The sequence below is a fragment of the Barnesiella sp. An22 genome (assembly GCF_963931395.1).
GTDB classification, from domain to species: domain Bacteria; phylum Bacteroidota; class Bacteroidia; order Bacteroidales; family Barnesiellaceae; genus Barnesiella; species Barnesiella merdigallinarum.
The window spans coordinates 3067730-3089317 of sequence record NZ_OZ007014.1 but is presented as its reverse complement, the minus strand read 5'-3'; the positions used below and the strand labels follow the sequence as shown (position 1 = coordinate 3089317).

Here is a 21588-nt window from a genome sequence, read left to right as displayed (position 1 = left end):
CGTGAGTTAGCAGATTTCTATTTCGTCTTTCGATACCGAGCGTTCGCAGTAGTGGCACTTTACCTGAATGTTCACCTTGTCGACCACGTGGAAGATAGTCTCCATGGGTTCGTTGTTGGTGATGCACTTGGGGTTGCTGCAGCGGATGATGCCGTGCACCACGTCGGGGAGCGATACTTTGCGCTTCTCGGTCACCTGGTAGTCATGTATGATGTTGATTTGCGCTTCGGGGGCTACCAGGGCTATCTTGTTCAGGTCCTCTTCCTTGAAGAAACGGTCGGCCACCTTGATGATGCCCTTCTTGCCTATCTTCTTGCTGGCGAGGTTGTTGCCTATGGTTATGCTGTTGGGACAGTTCTCGAGGCCCAGGATAGAGACCACTTTGAAAAGTTGGTTCGAGGGAATGTGGTCGATCACCGTTCCGTTTTCGAGGGCAGCTACTTTTAATTCTTTCTTTTCGACGTTCATGATTTTCGAAATGGTGGGGGGTTAAACTTCAATTCCTAATACTTTGCAGATGATGGCTTGCCGGGCATACAGACCGTTCTGGGCCTGTTGGAAATAGTAAGCCTTGGGGTTGCTGTCGACGTCGTATGAGATTTCGTTGACACGGGGCAGCGGGTGCAGAACCCGCAGGTTGTCTTTGCTGTGCTCGAGCATGCTGTTGTGCAAGGTGTATACGTTCTTTACCTTCTCGTACTCCATGAGGTCGGTAAACCGTTCGCGCTGTACGCGGGTCATGTAGAGGATGTCGGCCTGGTTGATGACCTCTTCGGAAAATTCGGAGTGCTCGAAGTAGGGGATGTGGTGCTGCTCGCAGAATATCTTGTACTCGATGGGCATCTTCAACTCGTCGGGGGCGACGAAGTGGAAGGTGGGGTTGAAGTGCGACATGGCCATGAGCAGCGAGTGTACCGTGCGCCCGTATTTCAAATCGCCTACCATCGTGATGTTCAGGTTCGAGAGGGTACCTTGTGTCTTGTAGATCGAGTAGAGGTCGAGCATCGTCTGCGAGGGGTGCTGGTTGGCACCGTCGCCGGCGTTGATGACGGGCACCGATGCGATTTCGGAGGCGTAGCGGGCTGCTCCTTCGAGGTGGTGCCGCATGATGATCAGGTCGACATAGTTGCTCACCATCATGATGGTGTCTTTCAGCGTCTCGCCCTTCGACGAGCTGGTGGTGCTGGCGTCGGAGAAGCCGATGATTCTTCCGCCCAGTCGGTTGACGGCGGTCTCGAAACTGAGCCGGGTGCGGGTCGAGGGCTCGAAGAAGAGCGTGGCCACGACTTTGCCTTCCAGAATCTTTTGGTTGGGATTAGCCTCGAATCGACTTGCGGTTTGGAGCAGGTCCAGAATTTCTTCTTTTGAAAAATCGGTAATAGATACTAAACTCTCAGGTTTCATCGTCGGTATGATTTGTTTATAGGTTACACTATGGTTGTCCATAAAAAAAGCCAACACGACAATGAATGTCACGCTGGCTTGCTGTTCGTTCTATGTTGGAGAGAATATAATCCCCGGCGTTTGTAAAAATGCCTTTGTTGTAATGGATTATATGTCTGTTCCCGCCAATTCATTTCGATAAGCAAAGATAGTAAAAAAAGGGCGAAAGCCAAACTGTTTAGCCATAAAAAATATTCTTTATAAATCTGCAATATGCCGTTGAATGAAATATATTTGCTACCTTTGCTTTAACAATTGGCTTTAAAGGGATTTGCGGGTGCGAATCCCGGGCCGCAAAACCGTAGATAGTATAGGAAAGACAATGAAAGTGGATAGGATTAAAAGCGCTTTTAGCGACACCTCTCGTGTAATTAAATATATGTGGATTACCTTCGGTGCCCTGGTGCTCCTTGCCGTGGCCGCTTTTGCCATGATTGCCTGGGGGTGGATCGGCTACATGCCGCCCATCGAGGATATGGAGAACCCCAAGGATAAGTTCGCTTCGGAAATCTACTCGTCCGACATGCAGGTGATAGGCCGTTTCTACCAGAGCAAGAGCAACCGGGTGTATGTGCACTACGACGAAATCTCGCCCTACCTGGTCGAGGCCCTTATTGCCACCGAGGACATCCGCTTCAAGGAGCACTCGGGTATCGACGTGAAGGCGCTCTTCCGGGCCTTCATCAAGCGTGGCCTCTTTTTCCAGAAGAGTGCCGGCGGTGGCAGCACCATCACCCAGCAGTTGGCCAAGCTGCTCTATTCGCCCAGTGCCGACAACATCGTGGAGCGTCTCTTCCAGAAACCGCAGGAGTGGGTCATAGCCGTACAGCTCGAACGCTTCTATACCAAGGAGGAGATTGTGAACATGTATCTCAACCACTTCGACTTCCTCAACAATGCGGTGGGTATCCAGTCGGCTGCTTACATTTACTTCCACACCACCCCCGACAAGCTGAAAATCGAGGAGGCAGCCACGCTGGTGGGCATGTGTAAAAACCCTTCGTACTACAATCCGCGCCGCTATAACGAGCGCACGCGCGGGCGCCGCAACACGGTGTTGGACCAGATGTACAAAGCCAAATACATTACCAAGGCCGAGCGTGACTCGCTGCAGGCTTTGCCGCTGGAGTTGCACTACACGCGGGTCGACCACAAGGAGGGATTGGCGCCCTACTTCAGAGAGCAGTTGCGCTTGATGATGACGGCCAAGAAACCCGACCGGGCCGACTACCGCGGCTGGGAGGCTCAGAAATTTGTCGACGACTCCATAGCCTGGGCCACCAACCCGCTCTATGGCTGGTGCGAGAAGAACCGCAAGGCCGATGGCTCGAAATACAATATCTATACCGACGGTCTCAAAATCTACACGACCATCGACTCGCGCATGCAGCGCTATGCCGAGGAGGCTGTCGAGGAGCATCTGGGCCACTACCTGCAACCCCGCTTTTTTGCCGAGAAGAAGGGACGCAGCTACGCACCCTTCTCGCGCAGCATCACGAAGGAGGAGCGCGAGGGCATTCTCGAGCGGGCCATGAAACAGTCCGACCGCTACCGGGCCATGAAGCAGGCCGGGGCGAGCGACGAGCGCATCCGGCAGGCCTTCGTTACGCCGGTCGAGATGCAGGTCTTCTCGTACGACGGCATGATCGATACGATTATGTCGCCCATGGATTCGATACGGTATCAGAAGTCGTTCCTCCGCACGGGCTTCATGTCGATGGATCCCCATACAGGCCATGTGAAAGCCTATGTGGGTGGACCCGATTTCGAGCATTTCCAATACAACATGGTGTCGGTAGGCCGCCGGCAAATCGGGTCGACGGTGAAACCGTTCCTCTATACGCTGGCCATGGAAGAGGGCTTCACCCCCTGCGACATGTTCCTGAACGAACAGCCCACGCTCATCACCGAAGACGGCAAGGCGTGGTCGCCCCGCAACTCGTCGAAGGCGAGGGTGGGCGAGATGGTGACCCTCCGCTGGGGGTTGGCCAACTCGAACAACTGGATTTCGGCCCGGTTGATGGACAAGCTGTCGCCCTCGTCGCTGGCCCGGCTGATGCACTCGTTCGGTATCAAGAATAAAATCGACGAGGTGGTATCGCTCTGCCTGGGTCCGGTCGACGTTTCGGTCGAGGAGATGGTGACCGCCTATACCGCTTTTTCGAACAAAGGAGTGCGGGTAGACCCCCTCTATGTCACCCGCATAGAAGATAATCTGGGCAATGTGATTGCCGAGTTCAACCCCACGATGACCGAAGTCTTCAGCGAACAGGCCTACTACCGCATTCTGCCCATGTTGCGCGACGTCATCGACCACGGTACCGGCGGCCGCGTGCGTTACCGCTACGGCATCACGGCACCGATGGGTGGCAAGACGGGTACGACCAACAACAACTCCGACGGTTGGTTCATGGGCTTTACCCCCGACCTGGTTTCGGGCGTGTGGGTAGGTGGCGAGGACCGCTCGATTCACTTCGACGGCATGGCCGACGGTCAGGGTGCCAGCATGGCCCTGCCTATCTACGGCCTCTACATGCAGAAGGTCTATGCCGACCCCACGCTGGGCTATTCACAGCAGAGCAACTTTGAGGTTCCGGCCGAGTATGCCGACCCCTGCAGTGGCGGTTCCTACGTCGAGGAGCCCGCCCAGGAGGCTCCGATGGAGAGTATCGAGGGAATATTCGATTAAAGATAACTACAATAGATGCAACAAGAGAGGCGAGTGCGTGACTTGCCTCTCTTGTCGTATAGGGGGAGTATGTTTACAAGGTGTTGTTACGGGGGGTAATGTTGCGCATGTTGCGCACAAACTCCTTGCTGGCGAGGTAGCGGCCTATGTGCTGGGCGTGGTTGCTGTTGTGCATGTCGCTGCCCAGGTAATCGACCATCTGTTTCGAGACCAGCCACTCGGCCACCTCTTTCGTCCGCTTGTTGTAGTAGCCGGCCAGCGAGAGCAGGTTGACCTGAAATTCGCATCCCTGGTCGTGCAGCTCCTGATAGATTTTCTTGTCGTCGTAGTAATAGGCATACCGCTCGGGGTGGGCCAGTATGGGCGAGAAGCCCTTGAGCTGCAGGTCGAAGACCAGCTCCTTGATGTTCCAGAAAGGTTGCAGAAACGAGTTCTCGATGAGCAGGTGGTTGCCCGGCATGGGCATCACCTCGTTGCGTTGCAGTATGGCCAGGAAATTGTCGTCCATGCGATACTCGGCCGAGTAGCACAACTGTATGCCCAGCTCGCCAAACTCGGGTTCGCGGCACAGCCGGTCGTAGGCATCGCCCACGGTTTGCGGGGTATTCTCGAAGGTAGCTTCGGTCACGTGAGGGGTAGCGATTACCTTTTCGATGCCCCATTCGCTCATCTGGCGCAGCAGGGGCAGCGAGTGCTCGGTGTCGGGCGAACCGTCGTCGATACCCGGCAGTATATGGCAGTGAACCTCTGTTGTATAGGGGAATAGAGGCTTTTCGGCAGACTTTTTATGGAAGAAATTGAACATACGCGAATGCCTTGAAAATTCGTTCGAGATACAAAAGTACGCTTTTTCTTTTGATTATAAGTTAAAGAATATTATATTTGTATGCTTGAAATCATGTAATGTGGAAAAAAGTAACACCTATTAAATCAGATTGCTATGTCAAGAAAATTGAAAATTCGAGATCTTACCCTTCGTGATGGGCAACAATCCTTGTTCGCAACTCGTCTTACCCAGGAGCAGATAAACCGGGTATTGCCTTATTATAAGGATGCCGGCTTCTTTGCCATGGAGGTATGGGGTGGTGCAGTACCCGACTCGGTGATGCGCTATCTGAACGAGAGCCCTTGGACCCGCCTCAAAACCATTAGCGATGCTATTGGCGGCGCTTCGTATTTAACTGCTCTCTCTCGGGGACGCAATTTGTTTGGATATGCCCCTTATCCCGATTCGGTACTCGACGGTTTTTATCGCGAGGCCGTAGCCAACGGGTTGGGAATTATGCGTATATTCGATGCTCTCAACGACCTGAACAACGTGAAGTCGTCGGTCGAAAAGATAAATGCCGTGGGCGCTATCTCCGATGGTGCCGTATGCTACACGGTAGACCCGCACTATACCATCACCTTTATGGACCGGGTGAAAGCCCTCTTCGGCAAGAAGTTGCCCAAACCCATCTTTACCGACGACTATTTCGTAGAGAAGGCTGTCGGCTTCGAGAAACTGGGTGCCAAGATGGTAACCTTGAAAGATATGGCCGGTCTGGTAAATCCGTCGCGTATCGCCTCGCTGATGCCTAAGTTGAAAAAGGCACTGAAGGTACCCGTCGACTTCCACACCCACTGTACGCCGGGTTACGGTCTGGCTTCGTCGCTCATGGCCGTGATACACGGGGTAGACATTCTCGATACCAACATCTGGTATTTCGGTGGCGGTTCGGCTGCTCCGGCCATCGAGTTGCTCTACATCTTCTGCCAGAAACTGGGCGTGGAGATGGAGGTAAACATGAGCGCCGTGAGCAAGATTCGTGCCGAGTTGCTGGGCATTCGCCGCGAGCTCGCCGCCTACGATCTGAAGAAAGACTCCTTCCCCATTGCCTTCGACCCGCTCATCGACAAGCTGCCCGACAACATCGACAAACTTTTCGATACGGCTATCGATGCGGCCAAACGCAACGACGAGCCCGCATTGCTCGACGCTTGCCACGCCATCGAAAACTACTTCGGTTTCCCCAAACCCAACGAACTGGTGAAAGAGGCCGAGGTTCCCGGCGGTATGTACTCCAACATGGTGGCTCAGCTCAAACAGCTCAAGGCCGAGCACGTACTCGACGACGCCATGAAGCTGATTCCGAAGGTACGTTCCGATGCCGGTCTGGTGCCTCTGGTTACGCCTACCAGCCAAATCGTAGGTAGCCAGGCTGTAAGCTGCGCCCTCGACCGCCTGAAAGGCAACCCCGAATACACGACGGTTTCGAACCAGTTCAAGGCCTTGGTAAAAGGCGAGTACGGTAAGACGCCGGTACCCGTCGATCCCAAGTTCCGCGAGAAGATTACCGGCAGCCCCATCGAGACGCCCTACGATACCAATTCGTACAAGGCTCCCGAGAATCCCGTGCTGCCCGAGTTCGGTGGCGTGAAGCTGGCCGAGAACGAACAGGAATACCTGTTGCTCGAGCTCTTCCCCAACGTGGCTACCACCTTCTTGAAAGGCGTGCGTGCCGCCGAATACGAGGCCAAGAAACCGGCTGTCGAAGAGAAGAAGGAAGAGGTTCAGGAGGCTGCTCCCGTTGAGCCCATCACCGGCCCCACCATCGACGCTCCCATGGGTGGCAAGGTAGTCGAAATCAAAGTGAAAGTAGGCGACCAGGTGAAGAAGGACGACGTGGTGCTCGTATACGAGGCCATGAAGATGGAGAACGATATTCTTTCGACCCTCAACGGTAAGGTAAAACGCATTCTCGTAAAAGAGAACGACGTGGTAGGTACCAACGACCCGCTCATCGAATTTGAATAATCGACGAATAAATCAGGTCCCGGCCGGTGCCAAAAGCGCCGGCCGGACTTTTTTTGTGAAAAAGTGAAGTAAATATTTTTCTAAGTCGAAACTTATCCCTACATTTGCAAGCCATTACGAAAAAATCACGCTACCAACGTGAACATTTGATAATATTAAAAAGACGATATAACAATGAAAAAAGGAATCCATCCTGATAACTACCGTCCCGTAGTTTTCAAAGACATGTCGAACGACGAAATTTTTATCACCCGTTCAACGGTTGCAGCCAAAGAAACAATCGAAATTGATGGCGTTACCTATCCTCTGGTAAAGCTGGAAATCACCAGTTCGTCGCACCCCTTCTTCACCGGTAAACAGAAACTCGTGGATACCGCAGGTCGTGTGGACAAGTTCATGAGCCGTTACGGCAATCGCAAGAAATAATTGACAGTTCAATTATAGGATTAAACAGTACCCCGGTCGTCAGGCCGGGGTATTTTGTTTTCAGGCGGAACCTTTCGAGGGTGCCGCCTTCCTTGTTCCGAGTGGGAGAGGGAAGAGTACGGTCATATGGATGAATACTTCAGACGCCCGGTATATTGCGATTCGCGGGCAAAAGACGTATCTTTGTCCCTCAAAGAGAAAAGCCCATGGAAAAGAAAAAATTCAGTCTTGCCGCTCGAGCCCGCAGCTTCAAGTATGCCGGGCGCGGCATCGTCCGGTTGATAAGCCGCGAGCACAATGCCTGGATACACTGTTTTGTAGCCGTGTGTGTGGTGGTGGTCGGTGCGTTGGTGGGGCTGTCGGCTCTCGAGTGGGCGGCCGTGGTGCTCTGCATCGGTGTCGTGCTGGCGGCCGAGGGCATCAACTCGGCCATCGAAGCTCTGTGCGACCGGGTGTCGCCCGATTACGACGAGGCCATCAAGCATGCCAAGGACCTGGCAGCCGGGGCCGTGCTCATCGTGGCCATCATGTCGGTCGTGGTGGGGCTGTTGATATTTGTTCCCAAATTTATAACCCTGTGGTCGTGATGAAACGTATTATTCTCTCTGTGGTCTTGGCATTGCTGGTGGTTGGCCAGTCGGTGCGGGCCGAAGGGTTGAGCCGGAGCCGCCAGGCGGTGAAGGTCTCGAGCGATGTATTGCTGGTGGCCATGCCGGTAGCCACGGCTTCGGCCATGCTGGCCATGAAAGACTGGACCGGTTTCAAGCAGGCTGCCTTTACCGGGCTGACTACCCTGGGTGCCACCTATCTGCTCAAGTTTGCCGTCCACAAGGAGCGGCCCGACCACAGCAACAACCTCTCGTTCCCCTCGGGGCACACCTCGGTTACCTTTGCCAATGCGGCCTTCGTGCAGCGTCGCTACGGTTGGGCGTGGGGTGCTCCGGCCTATGCCGTGGCCGCCTATGTGGGTTGGGCCCGTACCTATGCCCGCCGGCACGACTGGTGGGATGTGGCCGCCGGAGCCCTTATCGGTGCCGGCAGTGCCTATATCTATACCCGTCCCTTTGCGCGTGACAAGCAGTTGGTCATCTCGCCCGTCTCCGACGGTACCTCTTTCGGGGTCTACGCCTCGCTCACTTTCTAATCTCTTTTGCCCTCTCGTCTGTTTTCTTTCCCGACGGGTACCGACACCTGCCGGGCTTCCCGATGTGGCCGTACGGGCCAAAAAAAGCCCGCCGCAAAGGCTCGGGAGCTTTACGGCGGGTGATATGGAACGGGTGGCCTTGATGGATTAGCCACCGAAGTTGTCGTACATGAGGTTCTCTTCGGGTACACCCAAATCCCACAGCATCTTCTCGACGGCCTTCGACATGGGGCCGGGGCCGCACATGTAGTATTCGATGTCTTCGGGAGCCTCGTGGTCCTTCAGATAAGTGTTGTAGATGACCTGATGAACGAATCCCGGGGTGTACTTCACGCCGGCGGCATCGGCGGCCGGGTCGGGCCGGTCGAGGGCCAGGTGGAACGAGAAGTTGGGGAACTCCTTCTCCAGCTCGAGGAAGTCGTTCAGGTAGAAGACCTCGTTGAGGGCACGGGCACCGTAGAAGTAAGACATCTTGCGGTCGGTCGTGTGGAGGGTCTTGGTCATGTGCATGATTTGCGAACGCAGGGGAGCCATACCGGCACCACCGCCGATCCACATCATCTCGCGTTTCGAGTTGAAGATGGGATGGAAGTCGCCGTAAGGGCCGCTCATGATTACCTTGTCGCCCGGTTTCAGGGTGTAGATATACGACGAGGCGATACCCGGCATCACATCCTGGAAGCCCACCTGGGGTTTCGGCTTGAAGGGCGGCGTGGCGATACGAACCGTCAGCATGATGCGGTCGCCCTCGGCCGGATAGTTGGCCATGGAGTAGGCCCGGATGGTGGGCTCGGTGTTTTTACACTTGAGGCCGAAGAGTCCGAATTTCTCCCACGAGGGCAAATATTCGTCGCCGATGAGGCTCTTGTCTATATCCTTGTCGTAGTCCATCTCGAAGGTAGGAATCTTGATTTGGGCATACGAACCGGGGATAAAGTTCATGTGCTCGCCGGGAGGCAGAGCCACGATAAACTCTTTGATGAAGGTGGCCACGTTTTTGTTCGAGATAACCTCGCACTCCCACTCTTTCACGCCCAGAACCGATTCGGGAACGACGATTTTCATGTCGTTCTTCACCTTCACCTGGCAGCCCAGCCGCCAGTGGTTCATCTGTTGCTTGCGCGAGAAGTGCACCTGCTCGGTGGGCAGAATTTCGCCGCCGCCCTCGAGTACCTGACAGCGGCACTGTCCGCACGATCCGCCTCCGCCGCAGGCCGAGGGGAGGAATATTTTCTCGTTGGCCAGGGTGCTCAGCAGGCTGCCGCCCGTGTCGACCTCGACCTTCTTGTCGTCGTTGATGGTGATGACCGCCTTGCCCGACGGCACCAGGTATTTCTTGGCGATGAGCAGAATCACTACCAGCAGGAGCGATACGCCCAAGAATAAAACAATGCTCGATATGATTGTCGTTGACATGGAACTTATTGCTAATAACATCGTGACTCTCCTTTCAAAGTTTGATTCCTAAAAAGCTCATGAAGGCGATACCCATCAGGCCGGTGATGATGAACGTGATGCCGATGCCCCGCAGCGGTGCCGGTATGTTGGAGTAGCTGAGCTTCTCGCGAATGGCGGCCAGGCAGACGATGGCGAGCATCCAGCCTATACCCGAGCCGATGCCGTAGACGGTGGCGCTCGTTACCGAGGGGAAGTTGCGCTGCTGCATGAAGAGCGAACCACCCAGGATGGCACAGTTCACGGCGATAAGCGGCAGGAAGATACCCAGCGAGGCGTAGAGCGAGGGCGAGTATTTCTCGACGAACATCTCGACGAGCTGCACCATCGAGGCGATGATGGCGATAAACATAATCAGACTCAAGAAACTCAGGTCGAGTTGCGCATATTCGGGGCCCAGCCATTTGAGGGCGCCGGCTTTCAGCACGTAGGTTTCGAGCAGATAGTTGACCGGCAGGGTGATGGCCAGCACGAAGGTGACAGCGATACCCAGACCGAATGCCGTTTTCACGTTCTTCGATACGGCCAGGTAGGAGCACATACCGAGGAAGTAGGCAAATATCATGTTGTCTATGAAGATAGACCTGACGAACAGATTTAGATTTTCCATATATCAAGTAGCTTATCGCGGTTTCTTATTGTTGCAAATCTTTATTGCGGGAGCGGTGTACCCAAATGATGCAGGCCACGGTGATGAGCGCCATGGGCGGGAGTATCATCAGGCCGTTGTTCTGGTAGCCCCAGTCGTAGAGTTGTTGGGGGATAACCTGGTACCCGAAGAGGGTGCCCGAGCCCAGCAGCTCTCTGAAGAAGGCGACGATGACCAGGATGATGCCGTAGCCTACGCCGTTGCCCACACCGTCGAGGAACGACTCCCAAGGCTTATGGCTCAGCGCGAAGGCCTCGAGGCGTCCCATGAGGATACAGTTGGTAATGATGAGCCCCACGAAGACCGAGAGCTGTTTGCTCACCTGGTACATATAGGCTTTGAGCACCTGGTCTACGATGATAACCAGTGCCGCAACCACTACCAGCTGTACAATGATGCGGATGCTGTTGGGGATGGTATTGCGCAGCAGCGAGATGATGACGTTGGCGAAAGCGACGACGGCAGTCACCGATACGGCCATGACGAGTGCCGGTTCGAGTTTTGCCGTTACGGCCAGGGCCGAACAGATACCCAATATCTGCACGATCACCGGGTTGTTCTTGGAGAGCGGCCCTAAAAGTATCTCTTTATTCTTTTTTGACAACATGGCTTATATATTCTTTGAATTGAGCGATTCTAAAAATTGGGCATAGGGTTCCACGCAACTTTGCAGCATGCTCTGTACCCCTTTGCTCGTGATGGTTCCACCCGATACGGCATCGACGTAGTCGGCCCCGTTTTGCGGTTTCCGTCCGGCCTTCTCCACGGCGATGGGCATGAAGGCACCGTCGATGAAGAAGTGTTTGCCCTGGAACTGTTTCTGGAACTGCGGTTTCTCGATTTCGGCTCCTAGGCCCGGGGTCTCGCTCTGGTGAGCGAAGTAGGCACCGTAGACCGTATTGCCGTCGTTCTCGATCGAAATGTATCCCCAGATGGGGCCCCACAGACCGGCACCCGACAGGGGGATGATGTATTTGGGCGAGTCCGAGTCGTCGGTGCAGATAAAGATGGGCAGCGTGCGCTGGCTTTCGGGCAGCTTCAGCTGGTCGGCGATATTCATCGAGAACGATTCGCCCTTGACCAGTTGGCCGTTGGCATCGACTACAAACGAGTCGTCGATGTATTTGCCGTACAGCTCCTGAGCATTCTCGGGAGTCGACACGATATTGACCGAGTTGAGTATCTGGCTCATCTTGTCGATAGCGATATTCTTCTGCTGGGCCGGTTTGAGGCCAATGGCGGCGAAGGCCAGAATGAAGGCTACGACGATGACCATAACCGCGGTATAGATGAGCGTATATGTATTACCTTGTTTGTTCATAGCTGTAATTCTATTTTGTCAAGTTTTTGGCTCGTTTGAGACGGTGGCGGATATTGGCCTCGACCACGAAGTAGTCGATGAGCGGGGCGAATGCGTTCATAAGCAGCACGGCCAGCATGGCGCCTTCGGGGTATCCGCTGTTGAATACCCGGATGAGGATGGCCAGCACACCCACCAGGAAACCGAAGATGTATTTACCCGTATTGGTACGTGCGCCCGTTACCGGGTCGGTAGCCATGAATACGGCGGCAAAGGCAAAACCGCCCAGGCAAATCTGCTCGAGGGGCGAGAGTTGTGCAGCCGGATAGATGTCGGGGTTGGCGAACCAGTTGCAGATGAGGCTCATCACGATACCGCCGGCGAATACCGAAAGCATCACGCGCCAGCTGGCAATGCCCGTAGCCAGTAGAATGACGGCACCGATGAGGATGGCCAGCGTCGAAGTCTCGCCGATGGAGCCGGGAATGAACCCGAGGAACATGTCGTGCAGCGAGAGCGTGTTACCCAGAATGTCGGTCAGCTGCAGGGCACCGCCGCCCGTGTGGGTAGCAGCCTGCCCCAGCGGGGTAGCTCCCGAGAAGCCCTCGACAACCTGTCCGGCACCCAGGCCGAAGGTATCGCCCGTGCGTACGAACACCTCGTCGCCCGACATCTTGGAGGGGTAGGCAAAGAAGAGGAACGCACGCGTTACCAGTGCGATGTTGAAGATATTCATACCCGTACCGCCGAATACCTCTTTGGCGAAGATGACGGCAAAGGCCGTAGCCACGGCAATCATCCACAGCGGGGTGTCGACCGGCACAATCATGGGGATGAGCATACCCGATACCAGGAAGCCCTCCTGGATTTCGTGGTGACGCAACTGTGCGGCGGTAAACTCGATGCCCAGACCCACCACATACGATACCACGATTTTGGGCAGCACGGCCAGGAATCCGAAGAGGAAGACCGACCAGAACGACGTCTGTGCCAGCTCGCCTATGGCCAGGTAGTGCTGATAGCCCACATTGTACATACCGAAGAGCAGGGCCGGCAGCAGGGCGACGATAACGACCGTCATCGTCCGTTTCGAGTCTATGCTGTCGTGAATGTGTACTCCCGAACGCGAGGTGGTGTTGGGAACAAACAGGAATGATTCAAACCCTTCGAATACCGATTGGAACATAGACAATTTCCCGCCCGGTTCGAAGTGGGGTTTGATTTTGTCTATATAATTCTTTAAAGCTTTCAAAGTTGTTTTGTATTAAAATGGTTATTGTTTCTCTTAGTACATCTCTTTCATCAGGTGGTCGAGGCCGTTACGCACGATTTTCTGCAACTCGAGTTTCGAGGTGTCGACAAATTCGCACAGGGCAAAATCCTCGGGAGCCACTTCGTAGATACCCAGATTCTCCATCTTGTCGATGTCGAACGCCAGGATGGCCTTGATGAGGTATTCGGGATAGATGTCCATGGGGAATACCCGGTCGTACTCGTCGGACATGATGATGGCCCGCTCGCCGCCTCGTATACGGGCGTCGATGTCGTAGCGACGTTTCTTGCCCAGCAGCCACGAGAGGTACGAGTGGCTCATGCTGTATTTGTGGGGATTGAGCGATGCCCAGCCCATGAACTCGTTGCAGTTGTTGCCTTCGGGGATTACGGTCACCTGGGCCTGTCGGGCACCCAGATAGCCGTCGGCTCCGGCGTTGAACCCGGTGAGTACGTTGCCGCTGATGTAGCGGCGCTCATAGTGGGCCGGCTTGACCATGCCCTGGGTAATCGAGGCAATAGACGCTCCGGCGCAGGTGCGCACATAGTGGGGCTTGTTCACCTCTGCACCGGTGACGGCCACCAGCCGCGAGAAGTCGACATGACCCGTCTCGAGCAGTCGTCCGATGAACAGCAGGTCGAGGGCGTTGATGGTCCACACGATTTCACCCTTGTTGATGGGGGAGATGTGGTTGATCTGCACCCCTACGTTGCCGGCGGGGTGGGGACCGTCGAATACGACCGTTTCGCCGTTCTTGACCTCGATGGGCGACCGTTTGGAAACACCCACATAGACCTTGCCCGGGGTGAGCCGAGCCAACGCCTTCAACCCCGTTTCGAGGTAGCGCATCTCGTCTTTCAGCACAAAGGCATAGTCGGGGGCCAGCGGGGCCGAGTCGAATGCCGTCACGAAGATGTCGCGCGGAGTCGTGTTGGGGTTGGCGATAATGTCGTAGGGACGTTGCTTGATAAATGCAAACGTGCCCGACTTCAGCAGCAGCGCCTTCAGGTCGCTTGCCTGCATCGTGTCGGGCGATACTTTACCGAACTCGACGGCTTGTTGTGTGGCGTCGGGCTTGATGGTGATCTTCATCACCTTGCGCCGTTCGCCGCGCTCTACGGCAACTACCTCGCCGCTTACGGGCGAAGTGACCACTACATCGGTGAGCGTCTTGTCGTGCATGACTGGCGAACCGGCCAGAACCTTGTCGCCCGGTTTGACGTCGACCTTGGGAGTCAATCCCGTAAAATCGTCGGGGATAATGGCGTATAGCTGACTGTTTGTCGAGTTGGATATTTCAAGGGCTGGAGCACCTTCCAACTGAATGTCGAGCCCTTTTTTGATTTTGACTACATGATTCATCATGGATGTAGAAAATGAAATTTTTGGCAAAATTACAATTCTTTTCGGTTTCTGATAGAAACTTATCTCTATTTTTTTAAAGCGGTGTCGCCTGCTGCCCCTTTCCAGGGTGCATGTGGGGGTAGGCCGGTTGTTGCGGAAGGTCGGGTAATTTCCCTTTAAAATAAGGTGTTCGACCGGCTTCGCCCGATCGAGTGGCAAGTCCGAGATTCAGGAATATCGGCAGTCGGTTCGCCCTTTCGAATACACCCGTAAACGAGGTGGAGAAGATGCAAAAAAACTCATTGTAAAGCGGTTGTGATTCCCTGTCTACATCGGAAATAGAGAACAAAGTGTCACAGAAAAAAAAAGAGAATTATTTTTTTCTCTCGAAATATTGTGCTACATTTGACGCACAAATGCAAAAAAGGTAACAATTGGACTCGAAAAGAAGGGATGAGCCCTCGGAAAGAGCCCTTTGCATATAATAAATGTAGGAGTGTATACGTTTTATGAAATAGGCAGTGTGCGAGCGAGGATAATTTCGCGGGATACAGTGCCGAACGGGTGAAATAAAGGATTGAACTGAACTAAATAACTAATACAAACACTTAGATTTTATTTAATTATGGAAGCTAAAAAAGCTAAAAAGAACAAGGTGCGCGGTATAAAAAACGCATTCATTGTAATCATCATCTGTTTTATCATCGCATTGGTGGTATTTACTCAAGTACTTGGTGCTCCTACAAACTTTGAAGGTGGCGATCCCGAGGGTGGACATCCTCTGAATCTGCTGGGTACAATCTATAAAGGAGGTTTCATCGTACCTATTCTGCAAACTTTGCTGTTGACGGTAATCGTTCTCTCGGTTGAACGTTTCATCGCCATGTTGAGCGTTAAAGGTAAAGGTAGTGTCGACAAATTCGTAGCTGCTGTAAAAGCTGCTTTGGAAAAAGGCGACATCGCCGGTGCTCAAGCTCTCTGCGAGAAACAACGTGGTACGGTTGCCAGCGTAGTTGCTTCGGCTCTTATCCGTTACGGCGAAGTTGAACACGACGACACGCTGTCGAAAGAACAGAAAATCGAGGCTATCCAAAAACAACTCGAAGAGGCTGCCGCTCTCGAAATGCCTGCCATGCAACAGAACTTGCCTATCGTTGCTACCATGACGACGCTGGGTACGCTGGTCGGACTTCTCGGTACTGTGTTGGGTATGATCAAATCGTTCCAGGCTCTGGCCACTGCCGGTGCTCCTGACTCGGTTGCCCTGTCGACCGGTATTTCCGAGGCCCTTGTAAACACGGCATTCGGTATCGCAACTGGTGCACTCGCTGTAATTTCGTATAACTATTTCTCTAACAGAATCGATAATATTACCTACGCTATCGACGAGGTAGGTTTCTGCATTGTTAATACATTCGCTGCTACTCACAAGTAATCGGCATAAAATCGAAAGGACCATTATATGGCTAAAGTAAAAGTAAAAAAGAAGAGTACGCTCATCGATATGACCGCGATGAGTGACGTTACCGTGCTTCTGCTTACTTTCTTCATGCTGACATCGACCTTCGTTCAGAAAGAGCCTGTGCAAGTGAGTACCCCCTCTTCGGTATCCGAAATCAAAATTCCTGAAATCAATGTGCTTCAGGTGTTGATTGAGCCGTCCGGGAAAATCTTTATCAGTCTCGACAAACAAGAGGATAGGGTGAATGTATTGAACGCAATGAGTAGTATGTACGGAGTCTCGTTTACTCCCGAGCAAATAAATAAGTTCAGATTGGCAAACTCGTTTGGTGTACCTATCAAACAGATGCCGGGTTTCCTCGACCTGAAATCCGATATTCAGGATCAGACCCTCAAAAACTACGGTATCCCCTGCGACAGTACCAACAATGAGTTTAAAGAGTGGGTACGTGCTGCCCGCAAGAACAATCCCGATTTGAAGATTGCCATCAAGGCCGACCAGTCGACCCCCTATGACAAAATCAAAAACGTGATGAGTTCGTTGCAGGACATCAAGGAAAACCGCTACAATCTGCTTACTTCGTTGAAGAGTTTACCCGCAGAAGAAGAAAATAACTAAAGTCATGAAAGGAATTGAATTATGGCAGAAGTAGAAGTAAAAGACTCGGGTAAAGGCGGGAAGAAGAAAGGACAACAGAAGAAAATGAAAATCCATGTGGACTTTACTCCCATGGTTGATATGAACATGCTTTTGATCACCTTCTTCATGTTCTGTACGACGTTGAGCAAACCCCAGACAATGGAGATCAGTATGCCTACCAACGACAAAGTGACAGAAGAAGAGCAAAATAAGGTGCGCGAATCGGAGGCTATAACCATCCTGTTGGGCGACAACGACCGGGTATTCTACTACCTGGGTCAGCCCAAATATGAAGATTATACCTCGCTGGTCGAGTCGTCTTATGGTGCAGACGGTCTTAGAGCTCTCCTCCTTGAACGCAACAAAACAGTTGTCAACAAGGTGAAAGATTTGAAGGAACGGAAAAAGAGAAAAGAGATCGACGAGGTAGTTTTCGATTCGCTGGTTACCGAAGCCAAGAAAACCAAAGGTTCGCCTGTGGTGATGATCAAGGCCAAGTTGGCCGACGAGAACGGCAAAAACGGTGCCTCGTACCGTAACCTTATCGATGCCCTCGACGAGATGATTATCTGCGATATTGGCCGTTATGCCATCGTCGATATCACCGAAGGCGACCTGTTCCTGATAGAGAATTACGAGAAGAAAGGTGCTCTTTCCGATCAGATAGACACCGCATTGAAGAACTAATAGTACACATTAAAGGAGAAGAAAAATGTCAAAGAATGTAGATTTAACTTCGAAAGAATGGTGCGACTTAGTTTTTGTCGGGAAAAACAAAGCATTCGGCGCATACCTGTTGCGGGTAAATTCGCCTAAGCGTTACACATGGGCCACCGTAGGTGTTATCTGTGTTGTAGCTTTTGCCTTTGCGCTCCCGTATATTGTGGATTCTTTCAAGATTGGTGAAGCTGAAGAAGAGATTTCTACCGTAGTAGAAATGTCGCAACTGCCCGAGGCCGAGGTAGAGAAACAAGAGGTTCAACCCTTGGTAGAAACGCCCCCCCCCCCTCCCTTGAAGAGTTCTATCAAATTTACCGCACCTGTAATCAAGAAAGACGAAGAGGTTTCTGACGAAGAAGAGTTGAAGTCGCAAGACGAGTTGACTCAGTCGAAAGTAAACATCTCTATCGCCGACGTAAAAGGTAATGACGAAGAACACGGTCAGGATATTGCCGACTTCCGCGAAGTGATTGCCGAACCTGTCGTAGAGGAAGAGAAACCCTACGAAGCTGTAGAGCAGATGCCTACCTTCCCCGGTGGCGAAGCCGAGCTGATGAAGTTTATCCGTGATAACCTCAAATACCCGGTTATCGCTCAGGAAAACGGTATTCAGGGTCGTGTAATTCTGCGATTCGTCGTATCGAAGACCGGTACCATCGACAACGTAACCGTATTGCGTAGTTTGGACCCCACTTGCGACAAGGAGGCTATCCGCGTTGTGAAGAGCATGCCCAAGTGGATTCCCGGTAAGCAAAACGGTAACAACGTGCCGGTATACTTCACATTGCCCGTTGTATTTAAACTTTTGTAATCTCTCGATTGTTTAACCAAGAGATTCATGAATATCATACTCGCAGCCTATTATCACACGATTTTAGGTTGCGGGTATTTTATAAAAAACAAAGTCTATGAAACAGAGATACGGCCGCTATGACGAAGAAGAGAACGCCGAGGCAAAACGGCGTCCGCTGGGTATGAATGTCGTTTTGGGCATGATTATGATAGCCATCTATCTGAGTATGGCTTATTTGTTGCTTTTCACCACCTTCTTTTCCAACTTGTATGACATTGTGCGCTATATTATGGGGGTCGTGTTTGCTGTATATGGAGTTTTCAGGGGATACCGATTGTTCGTAGGAATGAAATAAAAAAATGGGATTATGAATAAGTTGCTGTCATTTTCGTTTGTCGTGCTTCTTGCAGCCCTCGTTTCGTCGTGCTCGTCGTGCCAAAACAGTGAAGACGAGAAGGGCGAGCGCAAAGTGAAGGAGACCATCACCTCGGGGGTAATCGACATTAGTTGTGACGAAAGTTTCGAGCCCATCATGGAGCAAGAGATTACCGTATTTGAGGCCGCTTATCCCAAGGCTTCGATTATTCCCTATTATGTGAGCGAAGCCGAGGCGTTGAACATGTTGCTGCAAGACAGTGTGCGGTTGGCTGTAGCCACCCGCAAGCTCACTCCGCAGGAAGAGGCGTCGTTCAAGTCGCGTCAGTTGCGGGTACGTACCGTACAGATTGCTCTCGACGGCATCGCTTTTATTGTGAACAAGAACAACAAGCACGACGTCATCTCGGTCGATGAGTTGCGCAAGATTGTGACCGGCGAGGCTACGGCCTGGAATCAGATCTATCCCGGTTCGTCGCTGGGCAAAATCAATTTCGTGTTCGACAATCAGGGCTCCAGTTCCATGCGCTATGCCATAGACTCCTTGTGTCAGGGCAAACCTCTGTACCAAGGGCTGTATGCCCAGAAATCCAATCAGGCCGTTATCGACTATGTGGCACAAACCCCCAATGCGATAGGTGTGATAGGTGCCAGTTGGATAGGCAATGAGGCCGATTCGACCAACACCTCGTTTACCGATGTGGTCAAAGTGATGGCCGTTCGCAAGGCTCCGGGATACGATCCCTACAAACCTTATCAATACTACATAGCTACGGGCGACTATCCGCTCACCCGTCCGATCTACATGATTACGACAGATCCGCGCAACGGACTGCCCACCGGTTTTACCAAGTTTGTCTCTTCGCAACGTGGTCAGTTAATAATTTTTAAGACAGGTATTGTACCTTGGCAAGCCAATATCGCGTTAAAAAGAGATGTAAGCATTACCGAAAATTTTTAACTAAGCAGAAAATTATCAACTTAAATATATATCAATGAAATCAAGTCTTAAATTCTTATTTTCACTGTTCCTTGCTGCCGGCTCGTTGACCGCTTTTGCTGCCAGCTATACCGATGGAATAGAGTATTTCAAAGCGGGTCAGCCCGATCGGGCAAAAATCCTGTTGGAGCGTACGCTCGACGATGCAGGAACCAATAAGGCAGAATCGTATTATTACCTGGGCGAAATCGCTTTCGGTAACAAAGACTACACCACGGCTGCCGAATATTACAAGAAAGGTCTCACCGAAGATCCCCTCTATGCCTACAATATCGTAGGCCAAGGTAAACTCGCTTTGACCGGTTCGGACAAGGAAGCTGCCGAAAAAGAGGCCGAGAAATATTTCAAGGAGGCTCTCAAAGGCAAGAACAAGAAAGATGCCGGTATCAATCTGGCAATTGCCAAAGCCTACTACGAAACCGGTACCCCCGGCTACGAAGAGTATATGAAGAAATCGTACAAAGCCGATAAGAAATACCCCGACTATTTCATGTTCGAGGGCGATGTGCTGGTAGACCAACAGAAGTATGGCGACGCTTGCGGACGCTATGAAAACGCCATCTATTTCGATCCCAACTGTATCGAGGCTTATGTAAAGTATTCGCACATCTACTTCGACATCAACCCCACGCTGGCTATCCAGAAACTCGAGGAGTTGCAGGAGATCGCTCCCAACTCGGCTATTGCACAGCGCGAAATGGCCGAAGCCTATTACAAAAACTCGCAATACACCAAGGCCGCTGCCGCTTATGAGAAGTATATGCAGAATCCCAACCACTTCCAGACCGACCGTCCCCGTCTGGCTACGCTGCTCTTCTACGGCAAGCGCTATGACGAGTCGCTGGAGCTGGCCAAAGAGATTTTGGCTCACGACCCCGAGAACTTCGTAATCCGCCGTATCGTCATGTACGACAACTACGAGTTGGGCAACATGGAGGCTGCCGAGCAGGCTGCCATCGAGTTCCTGGGCATGAACCCCGGCGACAACGTATTCACCGCTCGTGATTACCTGACCTATGGCGACATCCTCTCGAAAGAGAAAAAATATGCCGAGGCTATCGTCCAATACGAGAAAGCCTACGAACTGGACAACACCCGTACCGACATTCTCAAAGTGTTGAGCGATACCTACGAGCGCAACAAAGACTATGTAAATGCCATCAGCGTATACGAGCAATACATGGCTGCCGACACCGTAAACAACCAACGCGTGATGGACTACTATCTGCTGGGTCAGATCTGTTACAGCGCCGGACAGGCTGCCATGGACAGCATCCCCTTGCGCGACATGTATCTGATTAAAGCCGACTCAATGTTCCAGGTGGTTGTAGAGCGTTCTCCGACGGACTACCGCGGTTATCTGTGGCGTGCCCGTGCCGCCGCCGTGCGTGACCCCGAACTGAAAGAGGGCTTGGCCAAACCGCTCTATGAAGAGACGCTGGGTATCCTCGACCAGGATGCTACCAACAAAGAGAAGGCCGCTACGAAACGTGTTTACATCGAGGCTTACAAATACCTGGGTTACTACAACTATCTGCAGACAACCAATCCCGCCAAGAAGAACGAGGCCATCGCTGCTACCAAAGACTATTGGAACAAGATGCTCGAACTGGATCCGCAGAATACCGAGATTATCGAGGCCCTCAAGACTCTCGATACCTTGTAATCGAATCGACTCGCTCGATATATGCCCGAGCGGCAGCCATAAGGCTGTCGCTCGGCTTTTTTATGGGACTGTCCCAAATCCCGGATAATTCGGCTCCAAATGCAGATAAAAATAAAAAAGAACAAACCCTTGGCCTTTTGTTGAAAATAAAATTTGTATATTTGTGCGACAAAAATTTTCGAGGGATAATTTGCAGTAAAACGAAGGATTTCTGGACGGACAACGCTGCTCGGGAATATCTGAAATTGCGGCATTAACCCCTTGAATAGAAATAAAATAGAATTTATATGCAAGTCTCGGAATGGAATAAGGCGATATGGAACTGCACGAAGGGTTGTATGGCAGGGCCGTGTCGTATCTCTTTTTCGGGATTCGTGTATAACAATTATCAACCGGGCCTTGTATTGCATTCG

Annotated in this window: 21 protein-coding genes; 12 read left to right on the top strand and 9 right to left on the bottom strand. The window is 52.3% G+C overall.

From position 1 onward, the window contains the following. Positions 1-6: 6 nt before the first annotated feature. Both pyrI and pyrB read right to left on the bottom strand, forming a co-directional pair. Positions 7-468, bottom strand: a complete 462-nt coding sequence (gene pyrI / locus ABGT88_RS12855) for an aspartate carbamoyltransferase regulatory subunit (RefSeq protein ID WP_087408895.1) — start codon at positions 466-468, stop codon at positions 7-9. Positions 469-489: 21 nt separating this feature from the next. Further along, positions 490-1404, bottom strand: a complete 915-nt coding sequence (pyrB, locus tag ABGT88_RS12850; RefSeq protein WP_346702490.1) for an aspartate carbamoyltransferase — start codon at positions 1402-1404, stop codon at positions 490-492. 418 nt (positions 1405-1822) lie between these two features. Between pyrB and ABGT88_RS12845 the strand changes: the two genes are divergently transcribed. Next, a complete protein-coding gene (locus ABGT88_RS12845; protein WP_346702488.1) occupies positions 1823-4132 on the top strand; it encodes a transglycosylase domain-containing protein in 2310 nt (769 codons plus the stop codon). Between the two features lie 73 nt (positions 4133-4205). Here the strand turns inward: ABGT88_RS12845 and ABGT88_RS12840 are convergent, their stop codons facing one another. Next, complete coding sequence (locus ABGT88_RS12840; protein ID WP_346702486.1) at positions 4206-4937, bottom strand: CpsB/CapC family capsule biosynthesis tyrosine phosphatase; 732 nt, start codon at positions 4935-4937, stop codon at positions 4206-4208. Between the two features lie 135 nt (positions 4938-5072). Here ABGT88_RS12840 and ABGT88_RS12835 point away from each other — a divergent pair, with 135 nt between their 5' ends. From ABGT88_RS12835 to ABGT88_RS12820, 4 genes are all read left to right on the top strand, one after another. After that, positions 5073-6929 carry a biotin/lipoyl-containing protein gene (locus tag ABGT88_RS12835; RefSeq protein ID WP_087408891.1) on the top strand — a complete coding sequence of 619 codons (1857 nt, stop codon included), beginning with the start codon at positions 5073-5075 and terminating at the stop codon, positions 6927-6929. Between the two features lie 174 nt (positions 6930-7103). After that, positions 7104-7355, top strand: a complete 252-nt coding sequence (locus ABGT88_RS12830) for a type B 50S ribosomal protein L31 (protein ID WP_087408890.1) — start codon at positions 7104-7106, stop codon at positions 7353-7355. A gap of 206 nt (positions 7356-7561) precedes the next feature. Next, positions 7562-7942 carry a diacylglycerol kinase family protein gene (locus tag ABGT88_RS12825; protein WP_298663190.1) on the top strand — a complete coding sequence of 127 codons (381 nt, stop codon included), beginning with the start codon at positions 7562-7564 and terminating at the stop codon, positions 7940-7942. After that, entirely contained in the window at positions 7942-8499 is a 558-nt protein-coding gene (locus tag ABGT88_RS12820; RefSeq protein ID WP_087408888.1) for a phosphatase PAP2 family protein, read from the top strand. Before ABGT88_RS12825 ends, ABGT88_RS12820 begins: the two co-directional genes overlap by 1 nt. A gap of 147 nt (positions 8500-8646) precedes the next feature. Here the strand turns inward: ABGT88_RS12820 and nqrF are convergent, their stop codons facing one another. The 6 genes from nqrF to ABGT88_RS12790 are packed head-to-tail and all read right to left on the bottom strand — an operon-like array spanning position 8647 to position 14538. After that, positions 8647-9915 carry an NADH:ubiquinone reductase (Na(+)-transporting) subunit F gene (gene nqrF / locus ABGT88_RS12815; protein ID WP_258327515.1) on the bottom strand — a complete coding sequence of 423 codons (1269 nt, stop codon included), beginning with the start codon at positions 9913-9915 and terminating at the stop codon, positions 8647-8649. A 34-nt stretch (positions 9916-9949) separates the two neighbouring features. Then, positions 9950-10564 carry an NADH:ubiquinone reductase (Na(+)-transporting) subunit E gene (gene nqrE / locus ABGT88_RS12810; protein WP_087408886.1) on the bottom strand — a complete coding sequence of 205 codons (615 nt, stop codon included), beginning with the start codon at positions 10562-10564 and terminating at the stop codon, positions 9950-9952. Between the two features lie 25 nt (positions 10565-10589). Next, on the bottom strand, positions 10590-11210 hold the full coding sequence (locus ABGT88_RS12805; protein ID WP_025279031.1) for an NADH:ubiquinone reductase (Na(+)-transporting) subunit D: 621 nt from the start codon (positions 11208-11210) through the stop codon (positions 10590-10592). A gap of 3 nt (positions 11211-11213) precedes the next feature. Then, positions 11214-11924: an NADH:ubiquinone reductase (Na(+)-transporting) subunit C gene (nqrC, locus tag ABGT88_RS12800; protein ID WP_346702481.1), complete on the bottom strand. Its 711-nt coding sequence runs from the start codon at positions 11922-11924 to the stop codon at positions 11214-11216. A gap of 10 nt (positions 11925-11934) precedes the next feature. After that, positions 11935-13155 (bottom strand): NADH:ubiquinone reductase (Na(+)-transporting) subunit B, encoded by a 1221-nt coding sequence (locus ABGT88_RS12795; protein WP_087408884.1) that lies wholly within the window; start codon positions 13153-13155, stop codon positions 11935-11937. Between the two features lie 33 nt (positions 13156-13188). Beyond that, positions 13189-14538 (bottom strand): Na(+)-translocating NADH-quinone reductase subunit A, encoded by a 1350-nt coding sequence (locus ABGT88_RS12790; protein WP_346702883.1) that lies wholly within the window; start codon positions 14536-14538, stop codon positions 13189-13191. Positions 14539-15145: 607 nt separating this feature from the next. On the opposite strand from ABGT88_RS12790, the gene ABGT88_RS12785 reads away from it, so the two are divergent. The 7 genes from ABGT88_RS12785 to ABGT88_RS12755 all read left to right on the top strand — a co-directional run bounded on the left by ABGT88_RS12785 (position 15146) and on the right by ABGT88_RS12755 (position 21175). Continuing rightward, positions 15146-15955, top strand: a complete 810-nt coding sequence (locus tag ABGT88_RS12785) for a MotA/TolQ/ExbB proton channel family protein (protein WP_087408882.1) — start codon at positions 15146-15148, stop codon at positions 15953-15955. A 27-nt stretch (positions 15956-15982) separates the two neighbouring features. Continuing rightward, positions 15983-16600, top strand: coding sequence for a biopolymer transporter ExbD (locus tag ABGT88_RS12780; protein WP_289539838.1), 618 nt, complete (start codon positions 15983-15985; stop codon positions 16598-16600). A 21-nt stretch (positions 16601-16621) separates the two neighbouring features. Next, complete coding sequence (locus tag ABGT88_RS12775; protein ID WP_346702478.1) at positions 16622-17308, top strand: biopolymer transporter ExbD; 687 nt, start codon at positions 16622-16624, stop codon at positions 17306-17308. Positions 17309-17333: 25 nt separating this feature from the next. Continuing rightward, positions 17334-18152 (top strand): energy transducer TonB, encoded by an 819-nt coding sequence (locus tag ABGT88_RS12770; protein WP_087408879.1) that lies wholly within the window; start codon positions 17334-17336, stop codon positions 18150-18152. A 97-nt stretch (positions 18153-18249) separates the two neighbouring features. Then, entirely contained in the window at positions 18250-18489 is a 240-nt protein-coding gene (locus ABGT88_RS12765) for a hypothetical protein (protein ID WP_346702476.1), read from the top strand. 12 nt (positions 18490-18501) lie between these two features. Next, positions 18502-19470 (top strand): PstS family phosphate ABC transporter substrate-binding protein, encoded by a 969-nt coding sequence (locus ABGT88_RS12760; RefSeq protein ID WP_087408877.1) that lies wholly within the window; start codon positions 18502-18504, stop codon positions 19468-19470. 34 nt (positions 19471-19504) lie between these two features. Next, positions 19505-21175, top strand: a complete 1671-nt coding sequence (locus ABGT88_RS12755) for a tetratricopeptide repeat protein (RefSeq protein ID WP_300131258.1) — start codon at positions 19505-19507, stop codon at positions 21173-21175. Positions 21176-21588: the final 413 nt, after the last annotated feature.

Bases quoted from the DNA above. Each gene is read 5' to 3' on its own strand.
- pyrI (WP_087408895.1), bottom strand. From the start codon at position 468: ATGAACGTCGAAAAGAAAGAATTAAAAGTAGCTGCCCTCGAAAACGGA.
- pyrB (WP_346702490.1), bottom strand. From the start codon at position 1,404: ATGAAACCTGAGAGTTTAGTATCTATTACCGATTTTTCAAAAGAAGAA.
- ABGT88_RS12845 (WP_346702488.1), top strand. From the start codon at position 1,823: ATGTGGATTACCTTCGGTGCCCTGGTGCTCCTTGCCGTGGCCGCTTTT.
- ABGT88_RS12840 (WP_346702486.1), bottom strand. From the start codon at position 4,937: ATGTTCAATTTCTTCCATAAAAAGTCTGCCGAAAAGCCTCTATTCCCC.
- ABGT88_RS12835 (WP_087408891.1), top strand. From the start codon at position 5,073: ATGTCAAGAAAATTGAAAATTCGAGATCTTACCCTTCGTGATGGGCAA.
- ABGT88_RS12830 (WP_087408890.1), top strand. From the start codon at position 7,104: ATGAAAAAAGGAATCCATCCTGATAACTACCGTCCCGTAGTTTTCAAA.
- ABGT88_RS12825 (WP_298663190.1), top strand. From the start codon at position 7,562: ATGGAAAAGAAAAAATTCAGTCTTGCCGCTCGAGCCCGCAGCTTCAAG.
- ABGT88_RS12820 (WP_087408888.1), top strand. From the start codon at position 7,942: ATGAAACGTATTATTCTCTCTGTGGTCTTGGCATTGCTGGTGGTTGGC.
- nqrF (WP_258327515.1), bottom strand. From the start codon at position 9,915: ATGTCAACGACAATCATATCGAGCATTGTTTTATTCTTGGGCGTATCG.
- nqrE (WP_087408886.1), bottom strand. From the start codon at position 10,564: ATGGAAAATCTAAATCTGTTCGTCAGGTCTATCTTCATAGACAACATG.
- ABGT88_RS12805 (WP_025279031.1), bottom strand. From the start codon at position 11,210: ATGTTGTCAAAAAAGAATAAAGAGATACTTTTAGGGCCGCTCTCCAAG.
- nqrC (WP_346702481.1), bottom strand. From the start codon at position 11,924: ATGAACAAACAAGGTAATACATATACGCTCATCTATACCGCGGTTATG.
- ABGT88_RS12790 (WP_346702883.1), bottom strand. From the start codon at position 14,538: ATGAATCATGTAGTCAAAATCAAAAAAGGGCTCGACATTCAGTTGGAA.
- ABGT88_RS12785 (WP_087408882.1), top strand. From the start codon at position 15,146: ATGGAAGCTAAAAAAGCTAAAAAGAACAAGGTGCGCGGTATAAAAAAC.
- ABGT88_RS12780 (WP_289539838.1), top strand. From the start codon at position 15,983: ATGGCTAAAGTAAAAGTAAAAAAGAAGAGTACGCTCATCGATATGACC.
- ABGT88_RS12775 (WP_346702478.1), top strand. From the start codon at position 16,622: ATGGCAGAAGTAGAAGTAAAAGACTCGGGTAAAGGCGGGAAGAAGAAA.
- ABGT88_RS12770 (WP_087408879.1), top strand. From the start codon at position 17,334: ATGTCAAAGAATGTAGATTTAACTTCGAAAGAATGGTGCGACTTAGTT.
- ABGT88_RS12765 (WP_346702476.1), top strand. From the start codon at position 18,250: ATGAAACAGAGATACGGCCGCTATGACGAAGAAGAGAACGCCGAGGCA.
- ABGT88_RS12760 (WP_087408877.1), top strand. From the start codon at position 18,502: ATGAATAAGTTGCTGTCATTTTCGTTTGTCGTGCTTCTTGCAGCCCTC.
- ABGT88_RS12755 (WP_300131258.1), top strand. From the start codon at position 19,505: ATGAAATCAAGTCTTAAATTCTTATTTTCACTGTTCCTTGCTGCCGGC.